Source organism: Streptomyces sp. NPDC126499 (assembly GCF_040302485.1).
In the GTDB taxonomy this organism is placed as follows: domain Bacteria; phylum Actinomycetota; class Actinomycetes; order Streptomycetales; family Streptomycetaceae; genus Streptomyces.
The window spans coordinates 312,729-328,421 of the sequence record NZ_JBEOUO010000009.1 but is presented as its reverse complement, the minus strand read 5'-3'; the positions used below and the strand labels follow the sequence as shown (position 1 = coordinate 328,421).

Annotated in this window: 9 protein-coding genes; all 9 read left to right on the top strand. The window is 75.4% G+C overall.

Going from position 1 to position 15,693, the window contains the following annotated elements; genetic code table 11:
- Positions 1–98: 98 nt before the first annotated feature.
- The 9 genes from ABTZ91_RS16670 to argF all read left to right on the top strand — a co-directional run bounded on the left by ABTZ91_RS16670 (position 99) and on the right by argF (position 15,541).
- A complete protein-coding gene (locus ABTZ91_RS16670; protein ID WP_352077877.1) occupies positions 99–3,530 on the top strand; it encodes a lantibiotic dehydratase in 3,432 nt (1,143 codons plus the stop codon).
- An 857-nt stretch (positions 3,531–4,387) separates the two neighbouring features.
- The gene (locus ABTZ91_RS16665; RefSeq protein ID WP_352077876.1) at positions 4,388–5,800 is read left to right on the top strand and encodes a lanthionine synthetase C family protein; all 1,413 of its coding nucleotides are present in this window, start codon (positions 4,388–4,390) and stop codon (positions 5,798–5,800) included.
- 101 nt (positions 5,801–5,901) lie between these two features.
- Complete coding sequence (locus ABTZ91_RS16660; protein WP_352077875.1) at positions 5,902–6,762, top strand: metallophosphoesterase; 861 nt, start codon at positions 5,902–5,904, stop codon at positions 6,760–6,762.
- Positions 6,759–7,502 carry a 4'-phosphopantetheinyl transferase superfamily protein gene (locus ABTZ91_RS16655; RefSeq protein WP_352077874.1) on the top strand — a complete coding sequence of 248 codons (744 nt, stop codon included), beginning with the start codon at positions 6,759–6,761 and terminating at the stop codon, positions 7,500–7,502. Before ABTZ91_RS16660 ends, ABTZ91_RS16655 begins: the two co-directional genes overlap by 4 nt.
- Before the next feature lie 82 nt (positions 7,503–7,584).
- Positions 7,585–8,496, top strand: coding sequence for a homocysteine S-methyltransferase (mmuM, locus tag ABTZ91_RS16650; RefSeq protein WP_352077873.1), 912 nt, complete (start codon positions 7,585–7,587; stop codon positions 8,494–8,496).
- A gap of 67 nt (positions 8,497–8,563) precedes the next feature.
- Positions 8,564–10,183 carry a 3' terminal RNA ribose 2'-O-methyltransferase Hen1 gene (locus tag ABTZ91_RS16645; RefSeq protein WP_352077892.1) on the top strand — a complete coding sequence of 540 codons (1,620 nt, stop codon included), beginning with the start codon at positions 8,564–8,566 and terminating at the stop codon, positions 10,181–10,183.
- Positions 10,180–12,825: a polynucleotide kinase-phosphatase gene (locus ABTZ91_RS16640; RefSeq protein WP_352077872.1), complete on the top strand. Its 2,646-nt coding sequence runs from the start codon at positions 10,180–10,182 to the stop codon at positions 12,823–12,825. Before ABTZ91_RS16645 ends, ABTZ91_RS16640 begins: the two co-directional genes overlap by 4 nt.
- Positions 12,826–13,148: 323 nt before the next feature.
- Positions 13,149–14,381, top strand: coding sequence for an arginine deiminase (locus ABTZ91_RS16635; RefSeq protein ID WP_352077871.1), 1,233 nt, complete (start codon positions 13,149–13,151; stop codon positions 14,379–14,381).
- A 149-nt stretch (positions 14,382–14,530) separates the two neighbouring features.
- Positions 14,531–15,541, top strand: coding sequence for an ornithine carbamoyltransferase (gene argF, locus ABTZ91_RS16630; protein ID WP_352077870.1), 1,011 nt, complete (start codon positions 14,531–14,533; stop codon positions 15,539–15,541).
- Positions 15,542–15,693 lie beyond the last annotated feature (152 nt).

Sequence of the window (15,693 nt, the reverse complement as noted above, 5' to 3'; positions counted from 1 at the left end):
CGGCACGGCCCTCCGGGGCCCGCGCCGCCCGGCGCACCCATGTCACTGCCACGTACGCATGCCCACACGCACGCACAGAACGGACCGGGGACGGACACGTGACGGACAGCGAGATCTTCGAGGCCGCCGGGACGGTGCTGCTGCGCGCCGCCGCCCGCCCCCTGCCACCCGCCGTCGGCGCGGCTCCCGCGTCCGGTGCCGGCGGCACGGCTCCCGTGTCCGGTGCGGTCGTCGGCGCGCCCTCCGTGTCCGGTGCCGGCGGCGCGCCCTCCGCGTCCGGCGCGGTCGACCTCGCGTCCGAGGAGGCGCTGCGGGCCGAGGTCGTGCGGCTCACGGCCGACCCGGTCTTCCTCGCGGCGGTACGGCTCGCCAGCCCGAGCCTCGCCGACGAGGCCGAGAAGACACGGGCCGGGGCCCCGGTCAAGCGCAGGCGGCTGCTGCGGACGGTCGTCTCGCTGACCAAGTACCACCTCCGCACGACCTTCCGGGCCACGCCCTTCGGCCACTTCGCGGGCGTCGCGCTCGCCCGTACCGGTACGGACGCGGTGCGGGAGGTGGGGAACGCGCACCGGAGCGCGAGCCGGCCCGACGCGGCCTGGCTGTACGGCCTGCTCGCCGACGAGGTCGTCACGGCACCCGGCCTGCGCGAGCACGCGGCCCTCACCGCCAACCCCCTGCGCACCGTACGGGACGGCCGTGTGGTCCTCGTCGACCACCACGACCCCAGTGGAAAGCGGCAGTTGGCCCACTCCGTGCGGTCGAGCGCGGTCGTCGCCCACGTCCTGGAGCGGGCCGCCGAGCCGGTCGCCTGGGCCGAGCTGGTCGCCGGACTCGCCGAGCGCTTCCCCGCGGCCCCGGTCGCGACCGTGGAGCGGACGGTGGAGCAACTGGTGCGCAGCGGCTTCCTGTTGAGCGACCTGATGCCACCGCCCGACCACACGGCCCCGCTCGACCACGTCCTCGACCGGCTCGCGGGCGCCGACCACCCGCTGCCCCGGGCCCTCGCCGCGATACGCGACGGGCTCACCGCCCTGGACACGGCACCGCCCGACGGGCGCGGCCCGGCGCTCGCCGAGGTCACCGCCCGGATGCGGGAGCTGCGCGAGGCCGACGACCTCGTCCAGTCGGACCTGCGGCTGGACGCCCGGCTCGTCCTGCCGGCCGAGGTCGCCCGGGAGGCCGAGCGGGCCGCCGCCGCCCTCTGGCGCACCACGGCAACCCGACCGGGCATGCCGCACCTGCGCGCGTACCACCTCGCCTTCCTGGAGCGGTACGGCACCGAGCGTGCCGTACCGCTGCTGGAACTCCTCGACGAGGCGCGCGGCCTCGGCCTCCCCGAGTCCTACCGGAGCGGCGCGGGCCCGGACGGCACACCGGCCGAACCGACGGCGCCCTCGGAGGACGGCCGCCGCCGCGACCGGCTCCTCGGAGAACTGCTGCTGGCCGCTCTGCGGAGCCCCGCCGGGAGCGGGAACGGCATCGCCGAGATCGTCCTCGACGACACCACGCTGGACGCCCTGGGCGCGCGGCGCCGGCCGGCGGACGGCACCGCTGCGGAGCGCGCGGTGCCGGCCTCGCTCGAACTGGGCGCCGAACTCGCGGCCGACAGCTGGGAGGCCCTGCTCGCCGGCGACTTCCACCTGATCCTGGGCGCCAACCCCGGCTCGCCCCGCGCCGGCGCCACCTTCGGCCGCTTCGCCCCGGTGCTGTCCGACGACGGCGCGGAGCTCGGCGCGATCGTCGCGCGGGCGGAGGGGACGGGCGGCCGGGCCCAGGCGGGGGCGGAGGGCCCGGCGGGCCGGGCCGTAGAGCTCACGGCGGGGGCCGTGGCGGAGGACCCGGCGGGGGCCCCGGTACCGGCTCCGGCCGTTCCCCAGGCCCCGGCCTTTCCCCCGGCTCCGGCCGTTCCCCAGGCTCTGGCCGTTCCCCCGGCTCCGGCCGCCGTTCCTCCGGCTCTGGCCGTTCCCCCGGCCCCGACCGGTGAGCTGGTCGCCACCGTCGCGTACCGGCCCCGCGTCGCCCGTTCCGCGAACGTCGCCACCGTTCCCCCGTTGCTTCCCTACCGCATCCCGCTCGGCGTCCCGGCCTCCGCCGCCCTCGGCGACGTCACGGACCTGCGCCCCGAGGACCTCGCCGTCCACGCCGACCTGAACCGGATGTGGCTCGTCCACACGCCGACGGGCCGGACGGTGCGCCCGGTGTCGCACTCGATGCTGAATCCCGCCAGCGGCCATCTGCCGTACGTGGCACGCTTCCTGCTCGATCTCGGCTACGAGGGCCACGACTGGTGCGCCCCCTGGAACTGGGGGTCCTGGGCCGCCGCCCCGGCCCTGCCCCGGGTCCGGCTGGGCCGTACCGTGCTCGCGCCCGCCCGCTGGCTCCCGGACAGCGCGCTCCAGGACGCCGCCGCCCGTACCGACGGCACGGACCCGGGCTGGCGCGACGCCGTCGCCGCGTGGCGGCTGCGCCTCGGGGTGCCCCCGTACGTGCTGCTCGGCCGGGCCGACAACCGGGTCACGGTCGACCTCGACGATCCGCGCCATCTGCTCGTCCTGCACGACGAGGTGAAGCGGCCGCAGGGCCTGGCGATCACCGAGTGGTACGGCGGCCCGCAGGGCACCGGCTGGTTCGCCGGGCCCGACGGACCGCACGCCTGCGAACTGGTCGTCCCGCTCTTCGCCCGCCGGCCGCGCGCCGAGGCCGCCCCGACCGCGAGGCCCGTCGCGGCGCCGACGCCCGCCGGGCGGCGCGCCGTGCTGCCCGGCGGCGAGTGGCTGTACGCCAAGCTGTACGTTCCCGACAGCCTCCAGGACCTGGTCCTCTCCCGGCACGTGAGCCGGCTCGTCGACTCGGACGCGGTGCGTGCCGCCGGACCCGACGGCTGGTTCTTCCTCCGCTACGCGGACCCCGACCCGCATCTGCGCCTGCGCTTCCAGGGAAAGCCGGAGACCCTGTGGCCGGTGCTGTTGCCTGCGGTACGGGAGTGGGCGGAGGAACTGCGGGACGCGGGCCTCACCAGCCGGCTGGTGCTCGACACGTACGACCCCGAGATCGAGCGGTACGGGGGGCCGGCGGCACTCGGCCACGCCGAACGCGTCTTCCACGCGGACAGCGCGGCCGTGCTGGCGCAGCTGGCCGGTGACGGCGGCGGCCTGCCCGTGGTCGCGCGGGCCGCGCTCGGCATCCTCGACCTGCTCACCGGGCTCGGCGGCCCGGAGCAGGCCCTCGACTGGCTCGGCGACCCCCGCTTCCTGGCCCGGCGCGCGGAGGTCGCCCGCGCCACGAAGGAGACCGTCGCCGACCTCTTCACCGGCGCCCCCGATTCCCCGACGCGCGCCGCCCGCGCCGAGACGCTGACCGCCCTGCGCGGCGCCCTCGCCCCGTCCCACCGGGCCCCGGTCGCCCTGAGCCTCGCGCACATGCACTGCAACCGGCTCCTCGGCCCCCGCCGCGAGGAGGAGGTCCTCGCGCACGTGACGGCCCGCGAGGGCCTGGCCCTCGCCCTCAGCAGGAAGAGGCACCACCGATGACCCCGACCCCCCGCGTCGACCCGACCGGCGAAACCCCTGCCCCGGCCTCGGCCACTGAGCCGGGCCAGGGCCCCGACGCGGCCCCGGCGCGTTGCCCCCGCGTGGGCCCCGGCTCTGGTCCGCGCCCTGGCCCGGAGCGGGCCGACGGGGCGCCGGTCCATGGCCCCCACCTGGGGCCCGGCTCCGGCCTGGGCCCCGACGCGGCCACGGCCCGCGGCGCCCAGTTGGGCCCTGGCCCTGGTCCCGGGCTTCGCCGGGAGCGAGGCGACGGGGCGCCGGTCCGTGGCCCCGACCTGGGGTCCGGCTCCGGCCTGGGCCCCGACGCGGCGCCGGCCTCCGGCCCCGCACGAACCGCTGAACCCGGTCACCCCCAGTCCTCGGACGGCGACGCCCGCCTGTGGCCAGCCGCTGCGCCGGGTTATGGCCTGGGCCTCGATGCGGCCACGGCCCGCGACGCCCAGCTGGGCCCTGGCCCTGGTCCCGGGCTTCGCCCGGTGGGAGCCGACATGGTGCCGGCCCCCGGACGTGCCGCAGCCGCTGCGCGCGGCTTGGGCCCCGATGCGGTCGCGGCCCGCGACGCCCACCTGGGCCTCGGCTCTGGTCCGGGACTTGGCCGGGAGCGGGCCGACGTGGTGCCGGTCCGTGGCCCCGACCTGGGGTCGGGCCCTGGTCCGGGGCTTCGCCCGGAGGGAGCCGACATAGCGCCCGCCCCCGGCCCTGCCCCCACCGCTGAATCCGGTCGCCACCCGACCCCGGCCCGCGACGCCCACCAGGGCTCTCGCCCCGGCCCGGAGCGGGCCCACGGGTGGCGCCCCGGACCTGCCGGCCTGGATGGCGGCACCGCCACCGGCGCGGGTGTGCGGGGCTCCGCGCTGCGCATCGCCGTCGACGTCGCCGAGCGACTGCGGGATCCCGAGCGGGTCGCCCGGGTCACCGAGGCGGAGTTCGCCGGGGTGCCGGGGGAGTTGATGCTCCCCGGGTGGCAGCCGGCCTCCGTGCTGCTCGGGCATCCCGGCGTCGCGCTGCTGCACGACCGTTGCGCGCGGCACGACGACGCGTGGCGCGCCGCCGCGCACGCGCATCTCGCCGCCGCTGCCGCGCTCGCCCCGCGTGAGGGGCCCGCCGCCGTCGGGAACCTCGTGCTGCCCGCGCTGCTCGGTGCCGAGGCCACCGGCGGCTACGCACGGCTGCTCGCACGCGGCACCGGCGTGCTCGCCGGGCACGCCCGGGCCCGGGCCGCCGCGCTGCGCGAGCGCCGGGACGCCGGGCTGTCGTACCTCGACTACGACGTCGTCGCGGGCCTCACCGGCCAGGGCAGGGCCCTCCTCGCGGCGGCCGTCCGGGGTGACGAGCGGGCCGCGGAGGCCCTGGAGGACGTCCTCGCCCTGCTGGTCGCGCTCACCGAACCGCGGCGGGTCGACGGCGTCGAGGTCCCCGGCTGGTGGTGCGCCCCCGAGCGCTACGCGGTGCCCCGCGACCGGACCGCCTACCCGCGCGGCGACTTCAACGCGGGCATCGCCCACGGCATCTGCGGACCGCTCGCCCTCCTGTCGCTGGCTCACCGGGCAGGCCACGGCGTGCCGGGGATCCTCGACGCGCTCCGGCGGATCACCGACTGGCTGGGCGCTCACGCGTACGAGGACGGGCAGGGCGCGGTCGCGTGGCCCGGCCGGGTCGCCTTCGACGAGGAGACGGGCGCCGCGCCGCCCGCCCGGGGCGCGACCACGCGGGCCGGGTGGTGTTACGGCACCGCCGGCATCGCCGGCGCGCTCCACCTGGCGGGCACGGAGCTCGGCGACTCCGCCGTCTCCCGCCTGGCCGTCGACGCGATGACCGCCCTCCTCGCCCGCCCGCTCGCCGAACTCGGCGGCGACGACCCGGGTTTCTGCCACGGCCTGGCCGGTGTCCTGCACGCCGCCGTCCGGCTCGCCCGACGTACCGAGGAGCCGGCGCTCTGGCGCGGCGTCGACCGCCTGGCGGACGCGCTGGTCTCCCTCCACGAGCCCGAATCCGCCTTCGGATACCGTCAGTTGGTCCGGACTCCCGGCGGTACCGTCGTCCTGGAGAGCCCGTCCCTCATCGACGGCGCCGCCGGAGTGGCCCTGGCCCTCCTCGGCTACGCGGAGGCGGCGCACGGCGAGGGGCCGAGGGACCCGGCCGCCACGGAGGGACCGACCGCGGAGGGACCGACCGTGGAGGAACCAACCGTGGAGGTACCTGCCGCGGAGGGATCTGCCACGGACTGGGACGCGGTCTTCCTGACCTCGTGACCACCGGGTGAGCACCACCTTCCCGCCCCGCACGTCCCGCCCCGCACGTCCGGTCGCGCCCTCGGGCCGCTCCGGAACCGACCGACGACAGGAACGACGGCATGACCCAGAGCAAGGGACGCCTGCTGGCCATCAGCGACCTGCACGTCGCCTACCGGCAGAACCGGGCGATCGTGGAGTCACTACGCCCCACGACGGACGACGACTGGCTGCTCGTCGCCGGAGACGTGGGCGAGCTGTCCGAGGACGTCGAGTGGGCCCTGACCCTGCTGAGCGAGCGCTTCGCGCAGGTGGTGTGGACACCCGGCAACCACGAGCTGTGGACGCCGAAGGAGGACCCGGTCCGACTGCGCGGCCAGGAGCGGTACGAGCACCTGGTCGCCCTGTGCCGCCGCCTCGGCGTCCTGACGCCCGAGGACCCGTATCCCGTGTGGCACGGCGCCGGCGGCCCGGTCACGGTGGCGCCGCTCTTCGTGCTGTACGACTACTCGTTCCGCGTGCCCGGCGTCACCACCAAAGAGGAGTCCCTCGCCCGCGCCGAGGAGAACGGCATCGTCTGCACCGACGAGTTCTTCCTCCACCCCGACCCGTACCCGAGCCGGGAGGCCTGGTGCGAGGCCCGCGTCGCGCTGACCGAGCAGCGCCTCGCGGCCTGCGACCCGGAGCTGCCGACGGTGCTCGTCAACCACTACCCGCTCGTCCGTGAACCCACCCGGATCCTGCGCCATCCCGACTTCGCGCAGTGGTGCGGCACGGAACGGACCGCCGACTGGCACCTCCGCTTCCGGGCCCGCACGGTCGTCTACGGCCATCTGCACATCCCCCGGACCACCTGGTACGACGGGGTGCGCTTCGAGGAGGTGTCGGTCGGCTACCCGCGCGAGTGGAGCCGGCCGCGCCACCCGGCGGTCGGCCTCCGCCGCATCCTGCCCGAAGAGCTCACGCCCGAGGAGGGCAGGTGATCGAACGCCTGGTGCCGGAGGGCGTCGTCGCCGTGGACGCCTTCGAGGACGTCGCCGAACCCGGCGACCTCCACCCGGCGGAGGCCGCGCTGATCGCGAGGGCCGTGGACACCCGGCGCCGTGAGTTCACCACCGCCCGCTGGTGCGCCCGGCAGGCCCTCGCGCGCCTGGGCGCGCCCGCCGCGGCGCTGCTTCCGGGCCCGCACGGCGCGCCGGTCTGGCCGGCGGGCACCCTCGGCAGCATCACCCACTGCGCCGGCTTCCGCGCGGCGGTCGCCGCACGCTCGCCCGCCGTCGCCGCCCTCGGCATCGACGCCGAACCGAACGAGCCCGTCCCCGAAGGCGTCCTCGGGGCCATCGCCCTCCCCGGCGAGCGGCGTCACCTGCGCGATCTGGCGCGGGGGACCCCCGAAGTCCAATGGAACCGGCTGCTGTTCAGCGCGAAGGAGGCCGTGTACAAGTCCTGGTACCCCTGGACCGGTGAGCGTCTGGACTTCGAGGACGCGGCCCTCACCTTCACCCTGAACGACGGCCCCGCCCACGGCAGCCACCCCGCCCCCGGCACTCGCCTCGGCGGCGGCTTCACGGCCCGCATCCTTTCCGTCCCTCCGCCGGCCGCCGCCCTGCCCGACCTGCCCGACCGGCTCGAAGGGCGCTGGCTCGCCGAGCGGGGACTCCTGCTCACCGCCATCACGGTCGTCCGAGCCGTCCCCGGCGGCAGGGCGGGCGCAGGGGGGTGAGGCGGGGCGGGGAGGTACCGTGCGGGGAGAGGAGCCGATCTCCGCGCAGGACCGTTCGACCGCTCGTAGCTGGGGTGACCCGATGAAACCCGCCCGCACACTCGCCGCCGCCCTCGCCGAGGAGGTGCTCGTCCTCGACGGCGGGCTCTCCAACCAGCTGGAGGCGCAGGGCTGCGACCTGTCCGACGCGCTCTGGTCCGCCCGGCTGCTCGCCGACGCGCCCGAGCAGATCGAGGCGGCCCACGCGGCCTACGCGCGGGCGGGCGCCCAGGTGCTGATCACCTCCAGCTACCAGGCCACCTTCGAGGGCTTCGCCCGGCGCGGGACCGACCGGGAGGAGGCGGCACGGCTGCTCGCCCGCAGCGTCGAGCTCGCCCGGGCGGCGGTCGAGCGGACGGAGGGCGAGATCTGGGTCGCGGCCTCCGTCGGCCCGTACGGGGCGATGCTCGCGGACGGCAGCGAGTACCGGGGCCGGTACGGACTGACGGCGGCCGAGCTGGCACGGTTCCACCGGCCGCGCGTCGAGGTCCTGGCCCAGGCCGGTCCCGACGTCCTGGCCCTGGAGACGGTTCCGGACGCCGACGAGGCCGAAGGGCTGCTGCGGGCCGTCGAGGGGTGCGGGGTGCCGGTCTGGCTCTCGTACACGGTCGACGGCCGGCGCACCCGGGCCGGGCAGCGCCTGGAGGACGCCTTCGGGCTCGCCGCGGGCGTCGACCAGGTCGTCGCGGTCGGCGTCAACTGCTGCGACCCGGCGGACGCCGGGCCGGCCGCGGAGATCGCCGCCTCGGTGACCGGCAAGCCGGTCGTGGTCTACCCCAACAGCGGCGAGCGGTGGGACGCCGGCGCCCGCGGCTGGCACGGCGGCGCGACCTTCGACCCGGCCACGACCGCCGCCTGGCGCACCGCAGGCGCCCGACTGATCGGCGGTTGCTGCCGCGTCGGCCCCGACGCCATCGCGGCCCTCGCCGGCACGGTGAAGGCGGAGGGGCTCTGAGAGCGGGGGACCGGCGCCCCCGAAATACGGTGGCCCGGGGGTGGCGGCGCAGGTCATGCTGGAGCGCATGTTCCTGACGATCAGCACCACCGGCACCGCCGAGAAACCCGCCACTGACCTGGGCTTTCTGCTGCACAAGCATCCCGGCAGGGCGCAGGCGTTCTCGACCTCGTACGGCACCGCGCACGTCCTCTACCCCGAGGCGGGCGCGGAGCGGTGCACGGCCGCGCTGCTGCTCGAGGTGGACCCCGTGGCGCTCGTGCGGCGCGGGCGCGGCAAGGGGCGGGGCGGCGCACCGGACGCGGCGCTCGCGCAGTATGTGAACGACCGCCCCTACGCGGCCTCCTCACTGCTCGCGGTCGCCCTCGCCCGGGTGTTCAAGAGCGCCCTGCACGGCACCTGCGCGGCCATGCCCGAACGGGCCGCCGCGGCGATGCCGCTGCGGATCGAGGTCCCGGCCCTGCCGGCGCGCGGCGGCGGCGCGGAGCTCGTGACGCGGCTGTTCGGCCCGCTGGGCTGGTCGCGCGTCGAGGCGGAACCGGTCGCGCTCGACCCGGAGTTCCCCGAGTGGGGCGACTCCCGCTATGTGCGGCTCGTCCTGGAGGGCGAACTGCGGCTCGCCGACGCGCTCAACCAGCTCTACGTGCTGCTGCCGGTGCTCGACGACGCCAAGCACTACTGGGTCGCGCCGGACGAGGTCGACAAGCTGCTGCGCGCCGGTGACGGCTGGCTCGCCGACCACCCCGAGCAGAAGCTCATCACCAGCCGCTATCTGTCGCGCCGCTGGGGCCTGACCCGGGAGGCGACGGAGCGTCTGGAGCTGGTACGGCTCGCCGAGGCGGACGGACTGGACGTCGAGGACGTCGACAACGCGGTCGACGAGACCACCGACACCGAGGAGCGGCCGGTCCCGCTCGCCGAGCAGCGCCGTGCGGCGATCCTCGGCGCGCTGCGCGCCGCCGAAGCGGCGCGGGTGCTCGACCTCGGCTGCGGCCAGGGCCAGTTGGTGCAGGCGCTGCTCAAGGACGCGCGGTTCACCGAGATCGTCGGTGTCGACGTGTCGGCGCGCGCCCTCTCCGTCGCCGCCCGCAGGATGCGCCTCGACCGGATGGGCGAGCGGCAGGCCGCCCGGGTGCGCCTGCTCCAGGGCTCCCTCACGTACACCGACAAGCGGCTCGTCGGCTACGACGCGGCCGTGCTCAGCGAGGTCGTCGAGCACCTGGACCTGCCGAGGCTGCCCGCGCTCGAGTACGCGGTGTTCGGTGCGGCCCGGCCCCGCACGGTCGTGGTGACGACTCCGAACGTCGAGTACAACGTCCGCTGGGAGTCGCTGCCGGCCGGTCACGTCCGGCACGGCGACCACCGCTTCGAGTGGACCCGCGAGGAGTTCCGCACGTGGGCGACCGGCCTCGCCGGACGGTACGGCTACGTGGTGGCCTTCGCGCCCGTCGGCCCCGACGACCCCGAGGCCGGCCCGCCCACGCAGATGGCCGTCTTCACCCGCGCCGACGAGACCGGCTCCGACGAGACCGGTTCCGACGAGACCCGTACGGGCCGGCCCCGTACCGACGAGACCCGCACGGACCGGCCCCGTACCGACGAGACCCGCACGGACCGGCCCCGTAACGACCAGACCCGTAACGACCAGACCCGTACCGACGAGACCCCGAAGGAGGACGCGGCATGACCGGCACCACGGACACGACCGATACCACCGACTCGACCGATACCACCGAGACCACCGGCAGCACCGGGACGGCCGGGGCCGCGCCCGCGCCCCGTACGCTGCCCGTCACCGACCTGTCCCTCGTGGTCCTGATCGGTGCGACCGGGTCGGGCAAGTCCACCTTCGCGCGGCGGCACTTCAAGCCCACCGAGATCGTCTCCTCCGACTTCTGCCGCGGGCTCGTCGCCGACGACGAGAACGACCAGAGCGCGAGCAAGGACGCCTTCGACGTCCTCCACTACATCGCGGGCAAGCGGCTCGCGGCCGGCCGGCTGACCGTCGTCGACGCCACCAGCGTGCAGCGCGAGGCACGCCGCCAGCTCGTCCAGCTCGCCCGCGAGCACGACGTGCTGCCCATCGCGATCGTGCTCGACCTGCCCGAGGACGTGTGCGCCGCGCGCAACGCGGCCCGCCCCGACCGGGCGCATCTGCCGCGCCACGTCATCCAGCGCCACCGCCGTGAACTGCGCCGCTCGCTGCGTGGTCTGGAGCGCGAGGGCTTCCGCAAGGTGCACGTGCTGCGGAGCGTCGAGGAGGTGGAGACGGCCGAGGTCGTCCTGGAGAAGCGGTTCAACGACCTGCGCCACCTCACCGGCCCCTTCGACATCATCGGCGACGTCCACGGCTGCCGGTCCGAGCTGGAGACGCTGCTCGCGAAGCTCGGTTACGTCGACGGGCACCACCCGGAGGGCCGCACGGCCGTCTTCGTCGGTGACCTGGTCGACCGCGGCCCGGACAGCCCCGGCGTGCTGCGCCGTGTCATGGGCATGGTGGCCGCCGGGGACGCGCTGTGCGTGCCCGGCAACCACGAGAACAAGCTGGGGCGCTGGCTGCGCGGCCGCAAGGTGCAGCAGACCCACGGCCTCGCCGAGACGATCGCGCAGCTGGAGCGCGAACCGGAGGAGTTCCGCGCCGAGGTGGCCCGGTTCATCGACGGGCTTGTCAGCCACTACGTCCTCGACGAGGGCAGACTGGTGGTCTGCCACGCCGGTCTGCCGGAGAAGTACCACGGCCGCACCTCGGGGCGGGTGCGTGCGCACGCGCTGTACGGGGACACGACCGGCGAGACCGACGAGTTCGGGCTGCCGGTGCGCTACCCGTGGGCCGAGGAGTACCGGGGCCGCGCGACCGTCGTCTACGGACACACGCCGGTGCCGACCACGTCCTGGATCAACAACACCCTCTGCCTCGACACCGGTGCCGTGTTCGGCGGGAAGATGACCGCGCTGCGCTGGCCGGAGCGCGAGCTCGTCGACGTACCGGCCGAGCGGGTCTGGTACGAGCCGGCCAAGCCGCTCGCGCCCGAGGCGCCGGGCGGCCACCAGGGCCGGCCCCTCGACCTGGCCGACGTGCACGGACGCCGGGTCGTGGAGACCCGTCTGATGGGCAATCTGGCGGTGCGGGAGGAGAACGCGGCGGCCGCGCTCGAGGTCATGAGCCGGTTCGCGGTCGACCCGCGGCTGCTCGCCTATCTGCCGCCGACGATGGCGCCGACGGCGACGTCGAAGGTGGACGGGTATCTGGAGCACCCGGCCGAGGCGTTCGCGCAGTACGCGGCGGACGGGGTCGAGCGGGTCGTGTGCGAGGAGAAGCACATGGGTTCGCGGGCCGTCGCCCTGGTCTGCCGGGACGCGGCGGTCGCGGCGGAACGATTCGGCGTGACCGGTGCCGGGGCGGCCGGGCCGGCGGCCGGGGTGACCGGCGCGCTGCACACCCGCACCGGACGCCCCTTCTTCGACGACCCGGAGACCACCGAGCAGGTCCTCGCACGGCTGCGGGCCGCGATCGGCGCCGCCGGGCTGTGGGAGGAGCTGGACACGGACTGGCTGCTGCTCGACGGCGAGCTGATGCCGTGGTCGCTCAAGTCGGCCGGTCTGCTGCGCTCCCAGTACGCGGCGGTCGGCGCGGCCTCCCGTGCGGTCTTCCCCGGCGTGCTCGGGGCGCTCGAACAGGCCGTCGCCCGGGGGGTCCCCGGGCTCGACGGGCTGCTCGGCCGGCAGCGGGAGCGGGCGGCGGACGCGGCGGCGTTCACCGACGCCTACCGGCGCTACTGCTGGCCCACCGAGGGGCTGGACGGCGTGCGGTTCGCGCCGTTCCAGGTCCTCGCGGCCCGCGGGCGCTCGCTGGCCGCCGTACCGCACGACGAACAGCTGGCCTGGCTGGACCGGCTCGTCGAGCACGATCCGACGGGACTGCTCCAGGTCACCCGGCGGCTGGTGGTCGACCCCGCCGACGAGGCGTCCGTACGGGCGGGCGTCGACTGGTGGCTCGAACTGACCGCGGCGGGCGGCGAGGGCATGGTCGTCAAACCGCTCGCGGCCCTGGTACGGGGCGCCGACGGCCGCCCCGTCCAGCCGGGCGTGAAGGTGCGCGGCCGGGAGTACCTGCGGATCATCTACGGCCCCGAGTACACCCGCCCGGACAACCTGGAACGCCTGCGGGGCCGGTTCCTCGGCCACAAGCGCTCGCTGGCGCTGCGAGAGTACGCGCTCGGCCTTGAAGCGCTCGACCGGCTGGCGGCGGGCGAGCCGCTGTGGCGGGTCCACGAGGCGGTGTTCGCGGTGCTGGCACTCGAGTCGGAGCCGGTGGACCCCCGTCTGTGAAGGGGGGGCGGGCGGTCTGGCCGGGGTCCTGCCCTCGGGCCGGCACCGCCCGGCCCGGCCGCCCGTCGGTGTCCGGCCCTGTGTGCCCGCCGTCGCCCGGTCCGGCCGCCCGTCGGGGTCCGGCCCTGTGCGCTCGCCGTCGCCCGGTCCGGCCGCCCGTCGGTGTCCGGCCCTGTGTGCCCGCCGCCGCCCGGCCCGGCCGCCCGCCGTTCGCCCGGCGCGCCCTCCCCGGCCCGCCGGGTCCGGGCCCGCGGCCAGTACCCGGTGCGAGTACCCCGTGCGAGTACCACGCGCGAGCCGCCCCGCTCCGTCAGGATGGGCGCATGGGATTCCATGTCGATTCCGAGACCGGGCGGCTTCGCCGCGTCATCCTGCACCGACCCGATCTGGAGCTGAAGCGGCTCACCCCGACCAACAAGGACGCCCTCCTCTTCGACGACGTGCTCTGGGTGCGCCGGGCCCGGCAGGAGCACGACGGTTTCGCGGACGTCCTGCGGGACCGGGGGGTCGAGGTGCATCTCTTCGGGGACCTGTTGCGCGAGGCCATGGAGGTGCCGGCGGCGCGGGCGATGGTGCTCGAACGGGTCTTCCACGAGAAGGAGTACGGTCCGCTCGCCGCCGACCACCTGCGGGCCGCCTTCGACTCGCTCGACCCCGCCGCCCTCGCGGAGGCGCTGGTCGGCGGGATGACGAAGCGGGAGTTCCTGGCCTCCCACCGCGAGCCGACCTCCGTCCGCTTCCACGCCCTGGACCTGGACGAGTTCGTCCTCGGCCCGCTGCCGAACCACCTCTTCACCCGGGACACCTCCGCCTGGATCTACGACGGGGTGTCGATCAACGCGATGCGCTGGCCGGCCCGGCAGCGCGAGACCGTCCACTTCGAGGCGATCTACAAGCACCACCCGCTGTTCACCGGCCCGGAGGCGGGCCGCTTCCACCACTGGTCGGAGGGGCAGTCCGACTACCCCTCGACGATCGAGGGCGGTGACGTCCTCGTCATCGGCAACGGCGCCGTGCTCATCGGCATGAGCGAGCGCACCACCCCGCAGGCCGTCGAGATGCTGGCCCGCGGCATGTTCGCGGCCGACTCCGCGCGCACGATCATCGCTCTCGACATGCCGAAACGCCGGGCGTTCATGCACCTGGACACCGTGATGACCATGGTGGACCAGGACACCTTCACCCAGTACGCGGGGCTCGGCATGCTCCGCTCGTACACGATCGAACCGGGCGACCAGGGCCAGTCCCTGCGGGTCACCGACCATCCGCCGGAGCAGATGCACAGCGCGATCGCCGCCGCCCTCGGCCTCCAGGACATCCGGGTCCTGACGGCCACCCAGGACGTCCACGCGGCGGAGCGGGAGCAGTGGGACGACGGGTGCAACGTCCTCGCCGTGGAGCCGGGGGTCGTGGTGGCGTACGAGCGCAACGTCACCACGAACACGCATCTGCGCAAGCAGGGCATCGAGGTGATCGAGATCCCGGGGAGCGAGCTGGGCCGGGGGAGGGGCGGCCCGCGCTGCATGAGCTGCCCGGTGGAGCGGGACGCGGTCTGACGGCGGCAGGCACCCCCGGTGCGCACGGGGACGGCGGGCGGCGGACCCAGGAGGAGGGCTGTATAAGAATGCCGAATTACGTATAGACTTCCAATGCTCCCGCTCGCCGGGGGCCCGTCCGTCGTCCCGACCGTAACCCAGGAGGGCTCATGGCCACCGACCTCATCGGCCGCCACTTCCTCAAGGAGCTGGATTTCACCGCCGAGGAGTTCCGCGGCCTGATCGCTCTCGCCGCCGAGCTCAAGGCGGCCAAGAAGGCCGGTACGGAGGTGCAGCGGCTGCGGGGCCGGAACATCGCCCTGATCTTCGAGAAGACCTCCACCCGCACCCGCTGCGCCTTCGAGGTCGCCGCCGCCGACCAGGGCGCCTCCACCACGTTCCTCGACCCCTCCGGCTCGCAGATGGGGCACAAGGAGTCGGTCAAGGACACCGCGCGCGTGCTCGGCCGGATGTTCGACGGCATCGAGTACCGGGGTGACAGTCAGGCCGCCGTCGAGGAGCTGGCCGCCTTCGCCGGCGTGCCCGTCTTCAACGGGCTCACCGACGACTGGCACCCCACCCAGATGCTCGCCGACGTCCTCACCATGACCGAGCACAGCGACAAGCCGCTCGACCGGCTCGTCTTCGCCTACCTCGGCGACGCCCGCTTCAACATGGGCAACTCCTACCTGATCACCGGCGCCCTGCTCGGCATGGACGTCCGGATCGTGGCCCCCAAGGCGTACTGGCCGGTCGAGGCCGTCGTCGCCGAGGCGCACCGGCTCGCCGGGACGAGCGGTGCGACGATCACCCTCACCGAGGACGTCGCCGAGGGCGTGCGCGGCGCCGACTTCGTCGCGACGGACGTGTGGGTGTCGATGGGCGAGCCCAAGGAGGTCTGGGACGAGCGGATCGCCGCCCTCGGCCCGTACGCGGTGACGATGGACGTCATCCGGGCCACCGGCAACCCGGACGTGAAGTTCCTGCACTGCCTGCCGGCCTTCCACGACCTCGGCACCGCCGTCGGCCGCGAGATCCACGCCCGGCACGGGCTCACCGAGCTGGAGGTCTCCGACGAGGTCTTCGAATCGGCGCACTCGGTCGTCTTCGACGAGGCCGAGAACCGTATGCACACGATCAAGGCGGTCATGGTCGCCACGATGGGTGACCCCGTCGCCTGACGGAGCCGGACCGAGCCTGACGGATCTGGGCGGGGTCGGACCGAGCGCGACCCGGGTCGGGCCGATCCCGGCGAGGTCCGCAGCAGCCGCAGCAGCCGAGGCCGCCACCCGGCAGGCGCTGCTGCCACGTGGCCGAGGCCGCCGCCCCGCGG

Bases quoted from the DNA above. Each gene is read 5' to 3' on its own strand.
- argF (WP_352077870.1), top strand. From the start codon at position 14,531: ATGGCCACCGACCTCATCGGCCGCCACTTCCTCAAGGAGCTGGATTTC.
- ABTZ91_RS16645 (WP_352077892.1), top strand. From the start codon at position 8,564: ATGTTCCTGACGATCAGCACCACCGGCACCGCCGAGAAACCCGCCACT.
- ABTZ91_RS16635 (WP_352077871.1), top strand. From the start codon at position 13,149: ATGGGATTCCATGTCGATTCCGAGACCGGGCGGCTTCGCCGCGTCATC.
- ABTZ91_RS16640 (WP_352077872.1), top strand. From the start codon at position 10,180: ATGACCGGCACCACGGACACGACCGATACCACCGACTCGACCGATACC.
- mmuM (WP_352077873.1), top strand. From the start codon at position 7,585: ATGAAACCCGCCCGCACACTCGCCGCCGCCCTCGCCGAGGAGGTGCTC.
- ABTZ91_RS16660 (WP_352077875.1), top strand. From the start codon at position 5,902: ATGACCCAGAGCAAGGGACGCCTGCTGGCCATCAGCGACCTGCACGTC.